Source organism: Vibrio sp. T13N (assembly GCF_032970445.1).
Taxonomy (GTDB): domain Bacteria; phylum Pseudomonadota; class Gammaproteobacteria; order Enterobacterales; family Vibrionaceae; genus Vibrio; species Vibrio diabolicus.
On record NZ_JAWJYE010000002.1, the window covers coordinates 1 to 19,710 of the forward strand.

17 protein-coding genes are annotated in these 19,710 nt (G+C 42.1%); all 17 read left to right on the forward strand.

From position 1 onward, the window contains the following. A partial coding sequence (gene tssM / locus R2S67_RS03085; protein ID WP_317342146.1) for a type VI secretion system membrane subunit TssM occupies window positions 1–1,706 on the forward strand: 1,706 nt, incomplete at its 5' end. Next, window positions 1,688–2,383, forward strand: a complete 696-nt coding sequence (tagF, locus tag R2S67_RS03090; protein WP_104970766.1) for a type VI secretion system-associated protein TagF — start codon at window positions 1,688–1,690, stop codon at window positions 2,381–2,383. The genes tssM and tagF, both read left to right, overlap by 19 nt. 9 nt (window positions 2,384–2,392) lie before the next feature. Beyond that, window positions 2,393–3,187: a PP2C family protein-serine/threonine phosphatase gene (locus tag R2S67_RS03095; protein WP_005398381.1), complete on the forward strand. Its 795-nt coding sequence runs from the start codon at window positions 2,393–2,395 to the stop codon at window positions 3,185–3,187. Further along, window positions 3,180–4,298, forward strand: a complete 1,119-nt coding sequence (tssA, locus tag R2S67_RS03100) for a type VI secretion system protein TssA (RefSeq protein WP_074189671.1) — start codon at window positions 3,180–3,182, stop codon at window positions 4,296–4,298. Before R2S67_RS03095 ends, tssA begins: the two co-directional genes overlap by 8 nt. 15 nt (window positions 4,299–4,313) lie before the next feature. Continuing rightward, complete coding sequence (gene tssB, locus R2S67_RS03105; RefSeq protein ID WP_005396385.1) at window positions 4,314–4,844, forward strand: type VI secretion system contractile sheath small subunit; 531 nt, start codon at window positions 4,314–4,316, stop codon at window positions 4,842–4,844. Next, entirely contained in the window at window positions 4,844–6,337 is a 1,494-nt protein-coding gene (gene tssC, locus R2S67_RS03110) for a type VI secretion system contractile sheath large subunit (RefSeq protein ID WP_005396386.1), read from the forward strand. The genes tssB and tssC (R2S67_RS03110) overlap by 1 nt, the downstream gene beginning before the upstream one ends. A gap of 52 nt (window positions 6,338–6,389) precedes the next feature. Further along, on the forward strand, window positions 6,390–7,901 hold the full coding sequence (tssC, locus tag R2S67_RS03115; RefSeq protein ID WP_317342148.1) for a type VI secretion system contractile sheath large subunit: 1,512 nt from the start codon (window positions 6,390–6,392) through the stop codon (window positions 7,899–7,901). A 10-nt stretch (window positions 7,902–7,911) separates the two neighbouring features. After that, a complete protein-coding gene (locus tag R2S67_RS03120; protein WP_074189670.1) occupies window positions 7,912–8,706 on the forward strand; it encodes a type VI secretion system accessory protein TagJ in 795 nt (264 codons plus the stop codon). Between the two features lie 7 nt (window positions 8,707–8,713). Further along, window positions 8,714–9,178 (forward strand): type VI secretion system baseplate subunit TssE, encoded by a 465-nt coding sequence (gene tssE / locus R2S67_RS03125; RefSeq protein ID WP_012842186.1) that lies wholly within the window; start codon window positions 8,714–8,716, stop codon window positions 9,176–9,178. Beyond that, window positions 9,175–10,998 carry a type VI secretion system baseplate subunit TssF gene (tssF, locus tag R2S67_RS03130; protein WP_317342150.1) on the forward strand — a complete coding sequence of 608 codons (1,824 nt, stop codon included), beginning with the start codon at window positions 9,175–9,177 and terminating at the stop codon, window positions 10,996–10,998. Before tssE ends, tssF begins: the two co-directional genes overlap by 4 nt. Next, a complete protein-coding gene (gene tssG, locus R2S67_RS03135) occupies window positions 10,995–11,960 on the forward strand; it encodes a type VI secretion system baseplate subunit TssG (protein WP_256951697.1) in 966 nt (321 codons plus the stop codon). Before tssF ends, tssG begins: the two co-directional genes overlap by 4 nt. Window positions 11,961–11,970: 10 nt before the next feature. After that, window positions 11,971–14,538, forward strand: coding sequence for a type VI secretion system ATPase TssH (gene tssH / locus R2S67_RS03140; RefSeq protein WP_317342151.1), 2,568 nt, complete (start codon window positions 11,971–11,973; stop codon window positions 14,536–14,538). 208 nt (window positions 14,539–14,746) lie between these two features. After that, entirely contained in the window at window positions 14,747–15,226 is a 480-nt protein-coding gene (locus tag R2S67_RS03145; RefSeq protein ID WP_005375967.1) for an Hcp family type VI secretion system effector, read from the forward strand. 48 nt (window positions 15,227–15,274) lie between these two features. Beyond that, entirely contained in the window at window positions 15,275–17,110 is a 1,836-nt protein-coding gene (gene tssI, locus R2S67_RS03150) for a type VI secretion system tip protein TssI/VgrG (RefSeq protein ID WP_258687212.1), read from the forward strand. A gap of 11 nt (window positions 17,111–17,121) precedes the next feature. Continuing rightward, window positions 17,122–17,412 carry a PAAR domain-containing protein gene (locus R2S67_RS03155; RefSeq protein WP_005375969.1) on the forward strand — a complete coding sequence of 97 codons (291 nt, stop codon included), beginning with the start codon at window positions 17,122–17,124 and terminating at the stop codon, window positions 17,410–17,412. Continuing rightward, a complete protein-coding gene (locus R2S67_RS03160) occupies window positions 17,413–18,252 on the forward strand; it encodes an NAD/NADP transhydrogenase subunit beta (RefSeq protein ID WP_282149746.1) in 840 nt (279 codons plus the stop codon). A 324-nt stretch (window positions 18,253–18,576) separates the two neighbouring features. After that, window positions 18,577–19,710 carry an exonuclease SbcCD subunit D gene (locus tag R2S67_RS03165; protein ID WP_012842192.1) on the forward strand — a complete coding sequence of 378 codons (1,134 nt, stop codon included), beginning with the start codon at window positions 18,577–18,579 and terminating at the stop codon, window positions 19,708–19,710.

The window sequence follows — 19,710 nt, forward strand, 5'->3', positions numbered from 1 at the left end:
GTCAATATCCGGGTGAACTAAATATAGACTTAAGAAAAGGTCTGTTACAGCACACTCAAAATTTATTAGAGAATAATGGACAAGGCTTTTCTTATAATACTGCTGCCGTGACTAATGCCCGCGAGGTTTTGACACAAATGTCTCTACCAGAACGTGCTTATCAGCGAATGAAGATACAATTTTCGAAGAGTCATGTTCCTTCATTTCGTTTGACTGATGTCTTGGGGCCTAAAGGGCTTGAGCAGTTTGAACGAGCGAGTGGAAAGCCGTTATCACAGGGCATTTCGGGCTTTTATACGTACAATGGCTTTCATAGCATTTTTCAGATTCAGATCAACCGTACAGTAAAAAGCCTAATGGAAGAGAACTGGGTTTATGGTGACGATCTTAAGGCTCATGAAATTGATCAAGATAGCGCTATTCAAGGAGTCCAATCTCGATACTATCAAGATTATGTGAATGAATGGAAAACTCTGATCGAAGATATTCAACTTAAGCAGGCTCCGAGCCTAGAGCTTGCAACAGAACAAGCTAGAGTTCTATCTGGAGTTGAAAGACCAATCGAATCGTTGTTGAGGGCAATCCAAAAAGAAGTTGGTTTGTCGAAAGTATCATTGTCAGAAAATCAGAAGGCCGCTTCTGAAGTTGCTGGTAAGGTTGCCAAAGTTAAATTTTCGAATACGGCAGATAGACTAGACATGTACTTGCCTGAAGAAAATGGTTTCAATGTTGCACTGCCAGGTAAAGAAGTCGAATCTCATTTTTCGGAGATCTTACGTCTCGGCGAACAAGACTTTGATGATATTCAACAAGCTATGGTTAACTTGCGCTCGTACTTAAGCGATTTATCAAGCTCAGGTAATAATCAGAAAATTGCTTACAAAAGTATTTTAGATGGGACCGTTACACAAGATGTGGCTGCTTCCTTTGCTCGCGCTAAAGAACTTTTGCCTAGGCCATTTAATCAATGGCTAGGTGAACTTTCTCAAGAGTCAGTTAAGTTTGCAGAGAGCGGGTCGAAAGATCATCTAAATCAGCTTTGGGTTACGCAAGTGGTGCGCCCTTATCAGCGGACGATTGCGGGTAGATACCCATTCGAGCCAAATGCGAGCAGAGAAGTAAGGCTGAAGGACTTCAAACGTTTCTTTGGTTATGGAGGTACGCTTGACTCATTCTTCCAAGAGTATCTTGAACCGTTTGTCGATACGTCGAAAAGTCGTTGGCGATTAGAAAAGGAAATTGGAGTTCGTCCAGAAACGCTGATGGTCTTTCAAAGAGCGAAGCGTATCAGGCAGTCTTTCTTTGAATCTGATAATTCATTGCGCGTAGAGTTCGGTATGAAACCAGTGTATCTGGATCAGCACATTACTCGGTTTGTTCTAGAGCTAGGTAAGCAAGATTTGGTTTATAAGCATGGACCAGCACGAGCTAAATCCTTGAGCTGGCCTGCGGGTCAAGACCAGACTCGAATAGTGTTCACACCACCAGAATCTAAACGCGAAATTGCTCATACCTATGAAGGTGAGTGGGGCATATTCAAGCTTTTGGATCAATCACTTAAAGCAAGACCAGAATCACGTAAAGACAACATAGTTATGATTGATTTAAAGGGAAATAAGGTGCAACTAGAGCTTATTCCGTCTAGTGCTATTAATCCGTTTTGGTCAAATGAAATGGAGAGGTTCAGATGTCCACGAACCTTGTAACATCAGCCTGGGGTTATATCGGTAAAATGCCTGCAAAAGGAGACTTTGTGAAAGATGGCTTATCACAAGATTTTTCAGAGCGCTGGCATGACTGGCAGCAGGCTGTTATTGCAGTCAGCAGAGAACAATTGGGTGAAAGTTGGAATGAGCACTTTTTAACCGCGCCTGTGTGGCACTTTGCTCTGGATGTTAGTTACTTAGAAGACTCGACATACATTGGTAGCATGATTCCTAGTGTAGATGCATGCGGTAGATACTTTTTCTTTACTATAGCTCGTGCCGTAAAAGGTGAAGCTGCGCAATATTGGGGGGACAAAGCTTGGACCGAGGACAGTGCATCTCTTGCCCTAGCAGTACTTGAGGACGACTTTGTATTTGATGTTTGGCATAAGAGCATGCAAGAAAAAAACGATTTAGTGGCGAATGTAAAAAGTGAAGTGCGGCCTCTTAAATTTCTTTATCAAAGCCAAATATCTACGATTTTTCATGATCAAGGTGGAGCAGATCAAAGCGCACTTTTGAATTACCTCATTAAAGAAAAATTGAGTAAGCCATGCTTTTGGTGGACTGAAGGCTCGACTCTAGTTGAACCATGTATGTTTATGACCAGCGGTTTCCCTTCTATTGGTCAATTTTCTGCCATGCTTGATGGCGGTTGGAAAAAGTGGAATTGGTAGGATAGAAGAATGAATTGGAACTATTTTACCTTTGCTAAATCGCACGCAGGAAAAGTACGCCCTTATAACGAGGATGCTCTTTTAGATATGACAGAGCAGCATATTTGGGTTGTAGCCGATGGAATGGGTGGGCATAGTGCTGGCGACATAGCAAGCCAGATGCTAGTGGATAGAATCGCGCGCCATATGCAGGATGTCCCAAATACCAATATCGATGATATCCGGAGTGTGGTTCAAGCCGCGAATTTAGAAATTTATCAATACGCACAAAATCACTTAGACGGTAAAACGATGGGAACAACTCTCGTTTTGTTGTTTATCCAGGACGGGTATTACCACTGTCTTTGGGTCGGTGATAGCCGAATTTACCAGCTTAGAAATGGTCATTTTTCTCAAAAAACACGCGATCATAGTCAAGTTATGGATTTAGTCGATCAAGGGTTATTGGCATTTGAAGATGCTGAGTCACATCCTCTCGCAAATGTTATTACCAGAGCTGTTGGGGTAGATGAGAGTATCACTATTGATCAAGTTTCGGGGCAGTTGGCTGACGGAGATCAATTTCTTCTGTGTAGTGATGGGCTTTCTAAAGAATTAACGAGTGATGAAATTCACCGGACATTGTATGCGGACTCAGTAAATCAAGCAGGATTAGCGCTCATGCATTCGGCGTTAGTGAGAGGTGCAAGTGATAACGTTACTTGTGCGTTAGTCAAAGTTCGCCAAGCGCAGACGGAATTTGAAGCAGTAACGAGAGAAGACGCGACGATCCCCGTTTTTCTTAGAGGGAGGTCTTATGAATAGTGAGATGTTCGATTGGTATGAACAAGCGTTGACTCCTATATCTCAAGAGAATCCCACAGGTGTTGACCCTAGAGAAGATGTATCGCCACAGTCTGCTTATTACCGATTAAAAGATCAGCGTATGGCTGCGCGAAATGCAGAGCGCAATGCACTTATAGAAGAAGAAAGTATTTATACCCACAGTAACTTATGGCGGGTATTTATAGAAGAAGTACCAGAGATACTTACGAATCAATCTAAAGATTTAGAGTTTGTTGCTTGGCTTATAGAGGCTCTAACTCGATTGTATGGTTTTCGCGGTATGGGCGTTGGGTACAAACTCGCTACTGAGTTCATCGAGAAATTTTGGGATGCTCTCTATCCAATGCCTGATGAGGATGGCATTGAAACAAGAATATCGGCGATTACTGGCCTCAATGGTATCGATAGCGAAGGAACACTTATTTTCCCTATTGCTTGTATCCCGCTTACTGACGTAGGCGTTGAGCAAGCGTATGCCTACTGGGAATATCAGCAAGCTATTGAGTTGGAGCGTTTAGATGAAGATAAGCGCCGAAATCGAGTCGATCTTGGCGCTACAGAGCTATCTGATATTACAACTACAGTTAAATCTACCTCTGATGCCTTTTATCGTGAGCTAATCGCTGATCTGGAGTTCGCCACAGAGTCATTTAATGAATTCAGTCAGCGATTAGATGAAGCGGTAGGTGATGTTACTCCTAGCTCTTATATATCAAAAAGGCTTGAATCAATACACTCGGCATTAAAGCATCTCCTTGGAGAGCGTTTTAATCAACCACAAGCTGTGTTTGAAGAACTGGAGGAGGTGGATGAATCTTCTTCTTCGGAACAACAAGTGAGTTCACAAAGTTCTGATGCACTATTAGCGACAAACATGAAATCACGAGAGCAGGCGATTAGACAATTGCAGCAAGTGGCTGATTTCTTCAGAGAGAGTGAGCCTCACTCACCAGTTTCTTACTCCATCGAACAGATCATTCGTTGGTGTGGAATGCCTCTGCCGGAGTTACTGGCGGAACTTATCTCCGACGGAGATGCAAAGAAAAGCTACTTCCGTTTGGTTGGCATAGCAGAACAAAATGAAAATTAATAAAGGGAGAATGGTATGACGAGTATCCACTCGAAACTGTCACGAGTACGGAAGCCTCGTGTCCACATTACCTATGATGTTGAAACTGAAGGTACAACTCTTAAGAAAGAGCTACCTTTTGTTGTAGGTGTAATGGGTGACTTCGCTGGTCAAAACACTGAAGCGTTGAAGCCATTGAAAGACCGCCGTTTTATTCAGATCGATCGAGACAACTTCGATGATGTGCTCAAAAAGATGAACCCATCGGTTAAGTTCAAAGTTGCGAACAAGCTTGCGAACGACGATTCACAGTTTGAGGTGGATTTGAACTTTAAATCAATGCAAGACTTTGAGCCCGCTGCGATCGTAAATCAAGTTGATCCACTGCGCCAACTGATGGAAACGCGTAATAAACTGCGTGATTTGATGACAAAAGTTGACCGTTCTGAAGAGCTTGAAAACATCTTAGAGGATGTTTTGAACAACACAGACAATCTGGCAAAACTTGCGGGCGAGTTAGATCTTGGCAAGAAAGCGAAGTCAGACAGTACTGAAGGAGCGGAATAGTGACGACTGAAGCTGAAAAGCAGTTAGATCCAACTGTTAATGAACAAACAACTTCATTTTTAGATCAAGCTATTGGTGCAACTAAGCAGACAGAAGCCTCTCGTGCTGAAGAGCTAATTAAAACGCTCACTGAAGAAGCGATGAAAGGGACGGTTACTTGGAACAAAAACCTAACGGTAACTTTTCGTGAAGCGATTAATTTACTTGATAAACAGATTTCTGATCAGTTGTCTGAAGTAATGCATCATCCTGAATTACAGAAACTTGAAGGTTCTTGGCGTGGTTTAAATTATCTAGTGATGAACTCAGAGACGAGCTCTACTCTGAAAATTCGCATGATGAGTATGACTAAGAAAGAGTTACATAAAGACTTGAGTAAAGCGGTTGAATTTGACCAAAGCCAGATCTTTAAGAAAGTTTACGAGTCTGAGTTTGGCAGTGCAGGTGGTGAACCTTATGGTGCATTAATTGGTGACTATGAGTTTACCAACCACCCAGAGGATATTGAGTCGCTGCGCCTAATGTCAAATGTAGCCGCTTCAGGCTTCTCCCCATTCTTGTCCGCGGCCTCACCAGCACTATTTGGTTTTGATGAGTGGACTGAACTGTCAAAACCACGCGATCTAGACAAGGTCTTTGAGTCGCTAGAATACGCTCAATGGCGTTCGTTCCGTGAGAGTGCTGATTCACGTTTTGTTAGCCTGACTATGCCGAAAGTTCTGGCTCGTTTGCCATACGGACAAGCCACTGCTCCAGTTGAGGAATTTGGATTTGAAGAGTTCGAAGTAGATCCAGTGTCAGGTATTGCTGTCAATGCTGAGCATAATGACTACTGTTGGATGAACTCTTCGTATGTTCTTGGTGTTAAGTTAACAGACGCCTTCTCAAAATATGGATTCTGTACAGCTATCCGTGGTGCAGAAGGTGGTGGTCGAGTGGATAATTTGCCAACACATTTCTTCATGAGTGATGATGGCGATCCTGATATGAAGTGTCCAACAGAGATTGGTATTACCGACCGACGTGAGGCAGAGCTGGGTAAACTTGGTTTCTTACCGCTTTGTCACTACAAAAACACCAACTATGCGGTGTTCTTCGGTGCGCAAACCTGTCAAAAACCGGCGAACCACGAATCTCCAGAAGCAACGGCTAATGCGGCGATTTCAGCACGTCTACCTTATATGATGGCGACATCTCGTTTTGCGCATTATTTGAAGGTAATGGCTCGAGATAAAATCGGTAGCTTTATGGAAGCAGAAGACGTTGAGTCTTGGTTGAACCGCTGGATTCTAGGCTATGTAAATGCTTCAGAGGGTGGTGGTCAAGAGATCCGAGCGAAATACCCTCTAGCAGATGCTCGTGTCCAGGTTAAGGAAATCCCAGGCGCACCAGGTTCTTACAATGCTGTAGCATGGCTTAAGCCTTGGCTGCAAATGGAAGAATTGACGACATCTTTGCGACTTGTTGCAAAGATCCCTCAGTCGGGTGGATAAGAAATGAATTGGCTGGTCGTAAGGCCAGCCATACCAAATCGTTATGTTCTAGATGGAAATAGCAGTGTCACTTAACTTTCGCGATCCCAGTAAGCTAAAGCATGAATTCAGCACAGGAGGCTATGCTGAGCTTGATAGCCCGTGGTTGACTCGATTCAATGAATCTTCTGATCTTTTAGAGTCAGCTCGAATTTGGCTAGAAGGTACGCGTTCAAGAGATTTGGACAGTTTTCGTCATAGTGTGATGAACACGATAAACCGAATTGATGAGCTATTAGAATCTCAACTAAACGAAATAATACATCATCCTGAGTTTCAACAACTCGAAAGAAGTTGGATCGGCGTGAGGTATTTATGCGAACAGGTCGACACTCGCTCATCAGACTCCGTCAAAGTCAAGGTGTTGGCGGCAACATGGAATGAAGTCAGTAAAGATGCACTAAAAGCCATCGAATTTGACCAATCAGCATTATTTAAGCTGCTCTATCAAAATGAATATGGCATGGCCGGGGGAGAACCCTTTGGCGTGGTAGTTGGCGATTATCAACTTCGTTGTGATGCGAGTAAAAATTATTTTGATAGAGATCTGTCTGTGCTCAGCAAGATCTCTCAGTCTGCAGCGGCAGCATTCAGCCCGTTCATTATGTCAGCATCGCCGGAGATGTTTGGTGTTGACAGTTTTTCACAGCTCTCTGCGATAAGAGATATTGCGGCCCAATTTGAACAGGCAGATTACGCAAAATGGCGCAGTTTGAGAGACAACGATGATACCAAATTTATTGGCCTGACTGCGCCGAATGTTTTATTCCGTCAGCCATATAAAAGTGATGGTTCACGCAACGATCAGTTCGACTTTCAAGAGCATGTCTACGACTCTAATCGCGATTTGCTATGGGGGAGTAGCGCGTATTGTTTTGCGGCCGTATCAATTAGAGCGTTTCAGGAGCATGGGTGGTTTACGCACATGCGAGGCATTAAGCAAGGGGATTATAGTCAGGGTATTATCGTCGCTCCTACTAGGAACAAAATGCGTGTTAATGGCAAGAATGACCGTGAAAGATGTCCTTTAAACTTAAAGATCTCTGAGAGAAAAGAACAAGAGTTGTCTGAATGCGGTTTCATTTCTATTTCTCCTGTACCTGAAACCGATATGGTAGGGATGACCTCGAATGTATCTCTCTACAAGCCTAAGCAATATGCAGAAAAACACATTTCAACGAATGCAAAGCTCACGTCGATGTTGCAATACACGTTGTGTGTGTCGCGAGTCGCACATTATCTCAAGGTTATGGGGCGTGACAAGATTGGTGGGTATCAAGATGCAGAAAGCCTAGAGCGGGACTTTCAACGATGGTTGCATCAGTACACTACCGCGTCGGATGAAGCATCTGATGAACTTAGGGCGAAGTACCCCTTAAATGAAGCGAAAATTACGGTTCGAGAGAAAAGAGAAACTCCAGGACACTATTACTCTGTTATCCATTTGCGACCGCACTTCCAGCTCGATCAAATGGTATCTAGCATTAAATTAATTACTGAATTATCACCAGAGCACTTGGTGTAAGGAAATAACAATGACCCAATGGAAAAATGCTTTGTCCCAAGGCCAATTGCAACAAGCTCTAGAGCTATTAATTGATGAAATTAAAGCGGCGCCTAAAGATGCAAGCTTGAGAAGCTCGTTCATTGAGCTGCTTTGCATTGATGGAGACTTCGAGCGTGCGGATGAGCAACTTATGCAATCGATCAAATTGTTTCCTGAGTATCTACCTGGTGCAAGTCAGTTGCGACATTTAGTGAAAGCGGCCCAGGCTAGAAAAGATTTTATCGACGGTGCGGCTAGTGCCAAGGTATTAGGTGACGAGGAATTCACTAAAGAGCTTGTTCGCTTTAACCTCGCTCTCAAAAATCAAGATTATGCAGAAGCGTCACACCTAGCGCATAGCATTGAAGAGCATCGTACTATTAAAGGCTTTAACATAAACGGTACAAACTATGAAGATGCTAGGGATATTGATGATCGTTTAGGTGGTTACATTGAACTGTTTTCCACCGCGGGTAACTATTTTCTTGTTCCAATTTCTAGCATTCAAGCGCTAGAAATAAAAGCACCTACCTCTTTATTAGAAAGTATTTGGCGACCTGTAGAGTTTGATATTGACGGACTTGGCGAAGGAGAAGGCCATATGCCATTGACCTATGTTGACTCAGAAACTGACGCACAAAAGCTAGGTCGAGAAACAGATTGGAAACAGCTTGGTGAGCAAGAATCCTTCGTGGGTTTAGGCCAAAAATGTTGGCTAGTTGGTGATTCAGCCCTCCCAATCTGTGACTTGACTACATTGTTAGAGTCGAAACAAATAGCGTAACAAAAACATGTCTTTAACCGTTTCTCTGCTCGACAAATTGATGGATAGTGATCCTTCAACTAGAGATGAAAAAGACTTCCCTACGAGCCAACAACAGATGTTGAACAGCTTGCTTAGAGATCTGGAGTCTATGTTAAATAGTCGTATCGGATGGAAAAACATTCCTGATGACCTTTTAGAGGTTCGCTATTCAATATTGAATTATGGTCTGCCAGATTTTTCCTCGATGCCTTATAGCAGCCAAGAGGGGCAGAATCAGCTTTGTGACATTGTTCATGATGCAATTAAAGAGTTCGAGCCTAGGTTAAGGAATCCTTATGTCCAGATTTCGGACGAGAAAAACGCTATTGATAGGGTGTTGAGGTTGCAAATTAGCGCCACTTGCTTAATCGATAACAGCATTCATGAAGTGCGATTCAATTCTGAAGTAGAGCCGGTAAATTTAGGTATGAAACTGAGTAGAGCGAAATGAGTGAAGAGTTTCTCAAATACTATAATCGCGAGTTAGCTTATTTACGTCACAAAGGACAAGAGTTTGGGGAGCAGTATCCTAAGATCGCTGCGAGACTCCGTATCAGTGAGGAGCAGGTTGACGATCCACATGTAGAAAGATTGCTAGAAGGCTGTGCATTTCTAACGGCAAGGATTAGACAAAGTTTAGACAATAGTTATCCTCAGTTCACTGAATCTTTGATGGGGCAGTTATATCCGGATTTTCACGCACCAATTCCATCAATGTCCGTCATTAAGATGAACTGCTCTAGCTCCACTTCCTCTTTTTTTGACGTAGAAGAAGGTGAGCGAGTCGTTATCGGTGCTCCTGGATACCACGAATGCGAGTTTAGAACCTGTTATCCGGTCAGAATGTACCCTGTTGATGTGACCTCTGGTGCTTTCAAAAATGCACCGCTTAAATCGGTGGGCTCCCAATGGGAAAGCCATGCTCATTCAGTTTTGAAAATCCAGCTCACCGCCCAAGATGAAGAGACATCTCTGAGTGACATGGGATTAGAACGGTTGCGCTTTTATTTAAACGGGCAATCTCAGTTGACGTTTAAACTTTACCAAATGCTATTTCAAAATCTAATTGGTTTATCTGTCGTTGCGGGTGGCAAAGAAGTTCGTTCTTTAACGAAAAGGCATCTTATTGAAGTGGGATTTTCAGAAGATGAGAAGGTTGTTCCATACAGTAAGAGAAGCTTTTCGGGAGCAAGATTACTTGTTGAGTATCTGCACTTTCCTGAGAAGTTCATGTTCTTTGATATCACTGAACTCGGATTATCAGAGCTAGCTCTTGGAGAGCAAGCTGAACTGTATTTTTACTTTGATACCAATGATGATTGGCTTCCTAAGCAAGTGGATGACGAGAGTTTGATGGTTGGTTGTGTGCCAGTCGTCAACTTATTTAAAAGTGTTATGGAGCCCAAGCGTATTCTACCAACCGAGTACGATTACCACTTATCACCGCAATACCAGGAAGCCGAGAGTAATGAGGTTGTCTCTATTTCTGACGTAACGTTGAGAAACTGGAACAAAACGTATCACAACCTGCCATGTTATCACGCTGGTGAGCACACGCATTATATGAACGCCAGTGAAATTTATTGGTTGATGAGACGTGAGGATAAAAATTGGGCTGGTGGATACGATGAGCCGGGTAGGGAAACTTACATTTCTTTTGTTGATAAAAGGCATCAATTGTTCAGTCCAGAGAGCCGAGAAAACTGGTTAATGTACGTTGAAGCTGAGTGCTGCAATCGTAATTTAGCGCAGAAGCTTCCATTTGGAGGCGGTCTTCCAAAAGTCTCTTTGCCGGAAGTAAATGACAACTTCGAGTCAGTTCGTTGTTTAGTTTCTATATCAGAAACCCTCCGGCCAGAAATGGATGAAAGTACACGATGGCAGCTAACTAAGCTTCTAACTTTAAACCACTTTACCGAAGAAGATGGATTAACAACTTTAAAGCAAACCCTGAATCTCTACGCGTTTTCTGGGACCGCAGAAACGAAAGCGGTAATTGATGCTTTAGCGAAGCTAGAGTTCGAGCCGACTACAGGTAGAGTCAGTCAGAAAGGTAAAGTTGGTTTTGCGCACGGTATAAAAATCATTTTGACGGTTTCTGATCAAATTTTACCTAAAGAGCAAATCTTCCTCCTAGGTAGTGTGCTATCCGTTTACTTTGCACAATATGCTGAAATTAACATTTTTACGCAGCTAGAAATAAGACTTAAGTCAACGGGAAAGCCCTTCCACTTATGGCCTGCATTAACTGGCGATAAGGTGTTGCTATGATCGCGGAGCAATTTTATCGAGATCTAAAGCAACATCCGTTGTTTGAAGCAATTCACCTTATCGAACACGAGATCTTGCAAGCCGAGGCACAAATAGGGACAGATGCTCTACCGAAGCATGAAAAACTAAACTTAAAGGTCAATCCATCGTTAGGTTTTGAAAATGCGCAGCTTTGCGATCTAAAACATATTGATAGCCACAAGCTAGCACTTGAAACCAATTTAATAGGCCTAACGGGTGAGCAGGGGGTGCTTCCTCAGCACTACAGCGAGTTAGCTTTGCATCGTCAAAAAGAAGGCGATACGGCAATGGTGGACTTCTACGATATTTTTAACCATCGTTTACTGTCTCTTTACTATCGATGCTGGCAACTGAGTCAATTGACCGTTCAGTCTCGTGCTCATGCACAGGGATTACGTTCACCTTTAGAAGATTGTAAGTCGGCATTAACTGGCCAGGGTAGTTCGTTGTCCCTGTATTATGGTGGTGTTTTTGCTTCACCGACGAGAAGCAAAGCTGGACTAAAAAGTGTTCTTGAATGTTTATCTGGATGCCAAGTAAAGATTCATGAGTTTCAAGGGCAGTGGCTACATCTTGCAAAAGAAGAGCAAACACGTCTTTCATCTCGAACTATGCCTGAAGGGCAGTTTGCTCAACTTGGTTCCGGAGCATCCTTAGGCTCGAAAGCTTGGAATATAAACGCAGGAACAACGATCGAGTTTCTGCCAAAGCACAAAGATCTGGTTAGTAAATTACTGCCTAACCATCCAAATGTAGAAATTATTAAACGTGCGGCTTATGAATTTATTGGTAAGCATAAGCAAGTGAAATGGCAGCTCACCACCAAACATAGTTTATTACCTCAAGTTTGTTTATCAAAAAAACATGGTCAGTTAGGTGTTGGTTCTGTACTTAAAAAACATAAACGCACAAAAGATCGAACCATAACAATTACTATTTAAAGGAAACATAATGGCTTCACTCTCACTTTCAGCGTTGGTCGAAAGATTGTCTCCTCAGGCTAAGGAAACACTTGAACAAGCAGCTGCGATGGCAAGCTCTCGAACCCATCACAGTATTGAAATGTCTCACTGGTTAATGACGATTATTCAACATCCTGCCGATATTTATTCAGAAGTTTTCGACGAATTTGATGTCGATAAAATCAAGGTTGAAACTGATCTTCAAAAGACACTTGAAAAATACAAAACGGGATGTCAATCGGTCCCAGGTCTTTCAGCTCACACAGTGACTGTGATGCAAAATGCTTTGCTATCGGCAACGATTGAATTCAATCAGGAGCAGTTGGATTGCATTCATCTTTTATTTGCCTACTTGTCCGATAATACGTTAGTCAACATGGCTGGTTCGATTAGCCCTGAGCTAAACAAGATAGAACCATCTCGGTTATTGAACTTTAAGGAAAGTAATACGCGTCAACCAGGTTCGAATGACCTAGGGAAATCAAACGCGAATTCTGCGCTGAATCAATTTACAACAGATCTTACTGAGCAGGCTAGGGAAGGTAAGATAGATCCGGTTATTGGTAGAGACAATGAAATCCGTTTAATGATCGACATCTTATTAAGACGTCGACAAAACAACCCGATTCTAACTGGTGAAGCTGGCGTTGGAAAAACAGCCGTTGTTGAAGGCTTGGCGCAAAAGATTATTGATGGCGATGTACCTCCTGCTCTACAAAATGTAGCGATTAAGTCTTTGGATCTGGCGTTATTGCAAGCTGGTGCTGGCATGAAAGGTGAGTTTGAAAACAGACTTAAAAACCTTGTGAAAGAAGTTAACGACGCACCACAACCCATTATTTTGTTTATCGATGAAGCACATGGTCTGATTGGTGGTGGGGGACAAGCAGGACAAGGTGATGCAGCGAATATTCTAAAGCCAGCGTTAGCGAGAGGTGAACTCAGAACGATCGCAGCAACAACTTGGGCAGAATATAAAAAGTATTTTGAAAAAGACGCGGCTCTTACCAGACGCTTTCAAGTAGTGAAGGTCGACGAGCCAGCGCCGGATCTAGCGATCGAGATGTTACGTGGTTTACTTGACGTAATGGCACAACACCATGACGTCCACATCACTAGCCAGGCCCTCAATGCTGCCGTTCAACTCTCAGCTCGATACATTAATGGCCGACAACTGCCAGATAAGGCTGTGTCTGTTTTAGACACAGCCTGCTCGCGAGTCGCGTTAAGTCAATCGTCTACACCGGGAGGTCTAGATGCGAAAAGGAATAAACTAAAAGCCAAGCAAGCTGAATATGAGCACCTAAGCCAAGAAAGTCAGCTAGGTGCACCTCTTGATATGCAGTTGCAAGATGTCAGAAAAGAGATTGATGTTCTATCTAGTGAAATAGTTGAACTAGAGACGCTGTGGGAGAAAGAAAAAGAGTGGGTAAGTGAAGCTAAGTCACTTAGAGCTCAAATAATCAAGGAGGGTTCTGAGACTGCTAGGGACAAGTTACAGGAGCTCGAAAGTAGCCTCTCCGCTAACTCGCAGCCATTAGTATTTTCGCATGTCAATGAAGCGCTTATTGCAGAAGTAATTTCAGATTGGACCGGGATACCACTGGGCAAACTCCAGGATGATGAAATCCAAGCAGTACTGAGTTTGAAAGAGAGTTTGTGTAAACGAGTTGTCGGACAGGAGCACGCTTTGGAAGTCATGTCTGAAGTGATAAAAACTGCCAGTGCACAGCTCACGGATGAGACACGACCAAATGGTGTATTTCTTCTCACGGGACCAAGTGGAGTGGGTAAAACTGAATCTGCTTTAGCTATTGCAGAGAAAGTGTACGGCAGTGAAGAGAATGTCACAACTATCAATATGTCCGAGTTTAAAGAAGAGCACAAAGTTTCCTTATTATTAGGCTCGCCTCCAGGTTATGTTGGGTATGGCGAAGGTGGTGTACTTACTGAAGCCGTCAGACGCAAACCTTATAGTGTGATTCTCTTGGATGAAATGGAAAAAGCACACCCTGGAGTTCAAGATATTTTTTATCAGGTATTCGATAAAGGCTCAATTAAAGATGGTGAAGGTCGCGATATAGATTTTAAAAACACTATTATTATTATGACCGCGAATACAGGGACCGAAACGACGATGTCGTTGTATTCTGATCCTGATTTATCTCCAGAACCTTCAGCACTAAAAGATGCTTTGCGTGACGATTTGTTGGTTGACTTTAAACCTGCATTTTTAGGACGTGTTAATGTATTACCTTATTTGCCTCTATCAAGAGAAGTATTGATAGAAATAACAAAATTAAAATTAGCCAAAGTTACGAATCGCATTCGTAAAAATTACGGCGCTGACCTATTTTTTGATGAAGAACTAATTAATGATATTGTAGACAATAGTAATGAGTCGGGGAGCGGTGCACGTGTGGTACAGACAACCATAGAAAACACATTACTTCCTAAGATTTCTCATGAAATATTGCATGCAATTCTTAATGATAAGACGTTTGATGAAATTATTGTTAAAGGTACAACTAGTGGACTTGATGTCTCAATAGTTTAACATCCTTTACACTCTCAATAATAATTGGGAGTTGGTTCATATTAACTATTATTTTTTATAAAAAACGCTTAAATTAAGTCTTATTTAAAGATATAACAGGGCGTATTTAAAATGAAGTTTTTGATACATTAATCACTAATTATCATCAAACGTCAGATAATTAAATTACTACGATATATGTCAATTAATAATGCTATAGGAGATTAGCATGCAGTCTAATACGTATCTTAAATACGCAGATATTAAGGGTGAGGCAACTGCCGAGCAATATAAAGATTTGATTACACTACTATCTGTAGATTGGAGTGTAGGTCGTGAGATCTCATCATACACTGGTACAGCGATGGACCGTGAAGCGAGCGCTACTCGTCTATATGATTTGACTATCACTAAACTTCAAGACCGTTCTTCTCCTGACTTATTTAAAGAAGCGACAATTGGTAAAGGTAAACCTGCGGTTTTCCATATTACTAAGCAGGGTGAGAAAGTTGAAGAAATCATGAAGATCGAACTGACTGATGCGATGATTTCTAACTACTCAGTTTCTATCCAGGATGATCGTCCAGTTGAAACCATCACTATTTCTTACACTGAAATGATGATGACAGTGACTCCTACTGACGATAAAAACAACACTTCTGCGCCATTGGTATACGGCTACAGCGGTGTTAAAGGTCAACAAATGTAATTTTTATGCGGGGGAATATTCCCCCGCATTTTTTGAAAGAAGTATTTAATGAAAAGAGCAACTCAAGATAACAATTTCATCCGAATTTCCTCTCCATTCGGAAAAGATGCCATCATACTAAACTCATTTGAGTATAGAGAAGAGATCTCAGAACTTTTTTCATTGCGTGCTAAAGCTTACTTTAATGATCAACGAAGTGAGTTAAACGAAATAATTGGTAAAGAAGTAACAATTACCCTTGAAAATAGTGAGGATGTTTCTTCAAAACCTCGTTATATACATGGTTATGTATCTGCTGCAAGATTAGAAGGGCAACGAGTTTCTAATACTCATAATGGTGAGAATTATAAAAATATAGAGTTATTAATAGAGCCTAAATTACGTTTCGCCGATTACAGAAAAAATTGCAGAATATTTCAGCATAAAGATATAAAAGAAATTATCTCCGAAGTACTCTCGGAGCATAGTGTCGCCTTTAGTTTTGAGTTAACTAAGTCGTACCCTAAATACACATACAAAGTGCAATATGAAGAGTCAGACCTTGAATTTGTCCGACGCTTATTGTCAGAAGAAGGGCTATCGTTCTGTTTCACACACACTAAGTCTGTCCACACGCTTAAGATTTTTGACGACATCAGTTTCTATAAGCCGGGTACAGAGTTTTTAGTCGATTTTGATACAGGTACAGCTAAGTCTAGCCATATTTCTTCTTGGCATGAAACCCAAGTTTTGACGACTAAAGCAAGCCAAAAGTCTGGCTATAACATGCTTAAGCCTTCGTCTAATCCTAAAAATACTGCCAAGGGTGAAAGTGATTTTTTTACCGTGCCTGAAAGCGAGTATTTTGAATACATGGGTGAAACGGAAAGTGATGATCAATACGCACTTAGAAACACGCACGCTATAGAAGCACTACAGCAAAACGCATATCTGTGCCGTGGCGAGACAACGTGTCGAACGTTCAGTGTGGGAAAGTGCTTTAAGTTTAAAAAGCATGAAGATAAGTCTCGAGTCGGCAAAGAATACGTACTGTCCTCCGTTTTTTTATCTGCGGCTGTTTATAATCAGACTGGTCAAGGTGGCACTGCTGCGCAAGGTGTTAAAGTATCATTTAGTTGTGTTGACTCAAAAACAATCCTTCGCCCTTCAGTGAACTATCCGAAACCTCAGATAAAAGGTTTGCAAACCGCAGTGGTAACGGGAAACAAAGATGGCGAAATTTACATAGACAAACACGGTCGCATTAAAGTTCAGTTTCACTGGGATCGTGTTGGTAAATACGATGTAAACAGCTCATGTTGGATTCGTGTTGCGCAAAATATCGCGGGTAACGGATGGGGCTCGGTGTTTCATCCTAGAGTAGGACAAGAGGTCATCGTCGAGTTTGTCAATGGCGATCCTGACCAGCCAATTGTTACGGGGTCACTGTACAATGGTAGTCAACTCCCTCCCTACACGTTACCAGAGCAAAGCTCTCAAAGTGGTTATAAATCGCGTTCTGTACAAAAAGGCACATCTAATTTTAATGAGTTGCGCTTTGATGACAAACCCGGTGAAGAACACATCTATCTTCATGCCGAAAAACTTTTCCAAATGCTAGTTGAAGACTGTGTTGATATTGCCGTTGAAAACAGTAAAACCGAAAAAGTGACGAATGATGTCAATCAAGAGATTGGCAAGAATGCGACCTTGAAAGTGGGTAAAAACTTTTCTAATGAAACGGGTGAAGTGTTGTCTTTTAATGCAGGAAAGAGTATCGAGATCAAAGTCGGTGGCGCTTCGATTCAGATGTCTAGTTCCGGAGAAATCAACATCAAAGGCAATAAAATATCTATTAACGGCTCTGCTATCGCTCTTAAAGCTGGGCAAATTTCATTGAACTAAGGTGATTTAAAGTGGGTAAACCAGCCGCAATATTGGGCAGCTTTCATCTTTGTCCTAAAAAAACAGGAAAAATTCCTCATGTAGGTGGCCCCGTCGTAGTTGGCTCGCCAAACGTGACAATTGGCGGCATTCCAGCGGCTAGGCAGGGAGATAAGCTTATCTGTATAGGTCCTCCGGATAGCATCTCAGCAGGCTCTTCTAGCGTTACAATCAACGGTAAGCCAGCGGCAAGGGTCGGGGATTCAACGTCTCATGGTGGTAAAATTCTGTCTGGCATGCCTACGGTTTTAATCGGAGGCTAGATGCCACTCGCATTTCAAACTCATCTTCTTGCCATTAATGGCAGGCCATACACTGTTCGTGAGATAGCTAACGAATGTTTTAGATTGCCCGCAGAAACACCAAGATCCTATCCTGATCAATCACTGTATGAGCAGATATTAAATCTTGTGCGCTCTAAGCGCGAGATACTGGAGCAAAGTGATATCAAAGGGAATATCTGCGTTCTTTTACCGTCTTCGGTAGATAAAAGCTTGCTTAAGGCATTGATAAACGAGTTTTCTCTTATCCTTGGTAACTCTGCCAATAGAGAAATTTATTTTTATCCTTATGGTCAAGCGGCGTTCTTGATGGCGCTAAATCGGATAAACCGTGAAGTTAACGAAACACAAGCAACTTGGATACTGGCTATAGAAATTGCTCGCGATGCAGAAGAGCATGCCAAATCTCAAAACTCGATCATTTTGACGAAGTGCTTTTTTCAACAGTCCGGCCTTGTTACTGATGATGTTAGAATTGATTTAGATACCAAACAACAAAGCATTGCTGTAGATAAAGTGTTTAAACAACTTGGAGTAGGGTGTGATCACTCACTTAGTGAGTTGCATTTATCCGTTGATGGAGATGAGCCGCGATGGTTAAATGCTATGCAACTCTTGTCTCCCTGGGTGACCGATCAAACTCAGTATCAATTTATTGATGTTAAACTAGGAGGGCTGGGCGCATGCGGAGGTGTTTTAAAAGTGTTAATGATTGAGGAGCATCAAAGAAGTAGCCTCAACTCAGACTTCCACGTTTTGCAAGCTGATATCGAGCCAGATGGTTATACGGTGGGAGTTCTATACAATTGGCATAACGAGTAGTTCTGGATCTAGTTTGTCCCTTCTAAACGTTGGCTTTTAATGGTTTAAATGTGACGGTTATGTTTACTCGAGACCATCACTTAATGTTGCTTAAAAGGTGTTTATACAACGTTCTTCTCGCTTTCCGGTGAAATAGTGAACCATAGAACATAAACTACATGAAAAGCTGTTCGACTCAAGATATCCTAACCCAAATTAAATAAATTGAGCTTTGGTTTGTGCCAGATTCAGCCAGTCAGGTAATACTCTGATGTTTACACGGCTGAAATTCGGATTCTTGCAGGAGCAAACCTAGCTTAAAGATTTGGCGGAAAGTGAATTCGAATGAAGTTTATCCACACCTCAGATTGGCATCTTGGTCGACAATTCCACAATGTATCACTACTCGAAGATCAACAAGCAGTACTCGAACAACTGATTAACTATATTGAACACAACCCCGTCGATGCCGTTGTAGTGGCGGGAGATATTTATGACCGTTCGGTGCCACCAACGGTTGCAATAGAACTGCTAAATCGAGTCGTGAAGCGTATTTGTACTGAACTGAAAACACCGATGATATTGATATCTGGCAACCATGATGGTGCAGAACGATTAGGTTTTGGCTCAGAGCAAATGAAAAATGCAGGCCTTCATATTGTTAGTAACTTTGAAGATATGCTAACTCCCATCATCATAAAAACGGACTCTGCGGGTGAGGTAGCGTTTTATGGCATGCCTTATAACGACCCTGAACAGGTCAGATTTGCCTACAAAACCTCGGTATCAACTCATGATGAGGCACATCAACTGCTTGTAGAGCAAATAAGAGAGCATTTCATTTCAGAGCAAAGGCGTGTTCTCGTTAGCCACTGTTTTGTTGATGGTGCTATTGAGTCTGACTCTGAACGACCACTATCTATTGGTGGCTCTGATCGCGTAAGTCATGAGCATTTCTTAGATTTCGACTACGTCGCACTTGGTCATTTACATCAGCCTCAGAAGAAAGGCGCAGAGCATATCCGTTATTCTGGTTCACTTATGAAGTATAGTTTTGGTGAACAGAACCAGAAGAAAGGCTTCACGTTAGTCGAACTAGACAAGAAAGGATTTGTCTCTGCTAAACATATTGAGCTAATTGCCCCTCATGAAATGCGCATTGTTGAGGGAGAGCTAGATAAAGTCATAGAGCAGGGCAAGACTGACCCTAAAAATGAAGATTATTTGTTAGTTCGTTTGATGGATAAACATGCGATTTTAAATCCAATGGAAAAGCTTCGTTCGGTGTATCCAAACGTTTTACATCTTGAGAAACCGGGTATGTTAATTGGGGTAGAGCAGGAAATGGCGCAAGCAAAGTTGGCCCGAAGCGAAATTGATATGTTCCGAGACTTTTTTATTGAGGCACAAGATAGTCAATTATCCCAAGAGCAAGAACAAGCCGTTACTGACATTATTAAGCAATTATCACAGCAATAG

Bases quoted from the DNA above. Each gene is read 5' to 3' on its own strand.
- R2S67_RS03165 (WP_012842192.1), top strand. From the start codon at position 18,577: ATGAAGTTTATCCACACCTCAGATTGGCATCTTGGTCGACAATTCCAC.
- tssE (WP_012842186.1), top strand. From the start codon at position 8,714: ATGTCTTTAACCGTTTCTCTGCTCGACAAATTGATGGATAGTGATCCT.
- tssC (WP_317342148.1), top strand. From the start codon at position 6,390: ATGGAAATAGCAGTGTCACTTAACTTTCGCGATCCCAGTAAGCTAAAG.
- tssH (WP_317342151.1), top strand. From the start codon at position 11,971: ATGGCTTCACTCTCACTTTCAGCGTTGGTCGAAAGATTGTCTCCTCAG.
- tssA (WP_074189671.1), top strand. From the start codon at position 3,180: ATGAATAGTGAGATGTTCGATTGGTATGAACAAGCGTTGACTCCTATA.
- tagF (WP_104970766.1), top strand. From the start codon at position 1,688: ATGTCCACGAACCTTGTAACATCAGCCTGGGGTTATATCGGTAAAATG.
- R2S67_RS03095 (WP_005398381.1), top strand. From the start codon at position 2,393: ATGAATTGGAACTATTTTACCTTTGCTAAATCGCACGCAGGAAAAGTA.
- tssI (WP_258687212.1), top strand. From the start codon at position 15,275: ATGAAAAGAGCAACTCAAGATAACAATTTCATCCGAATTTCCTCTCCA.
- R2S67_RS03120 (WP_074189670.1), top strand. From the start codon at position 7,912: ATGACCCAATGGAAAAATGCTTTGTCCCAAGGCCAATTGCAACAAGCT.
- tssG (WP_256951697.1), top strand. From the start codon at position 10,995: ATGATCGCGGAGCAATTTTATCGAGATCTAAAGCAACATCCGTTGTTT.
- tssB (WP_005396385.1), top strand. From the start codon at position 4,314: ATGACGAGTATCCACTCGAAACTGTCACGAGTACGGAAGCCTCGTGTC.
- tssF (WP_317342150.1), top strand. From the start codon at position 9,175: ATGAGTGAAGAGTTTCTCAAATACTATAATCGCGAGTTAGCTTATTTA.
- R2S67_RS03145 (WP_005375967.1), top strand. From the start codon at position 14,747: ATGCAGTCTAATACGTATCTTAAATACGCAGATATTAAGGGTGAGGCA.
- R2S67_RS03160 (WP_282149746.1), top strand. From the start codon at position 17,413: ATGCCACTCGCATTTCAAACTCATCTTCTTGCCATTAATGGCAGGCCA.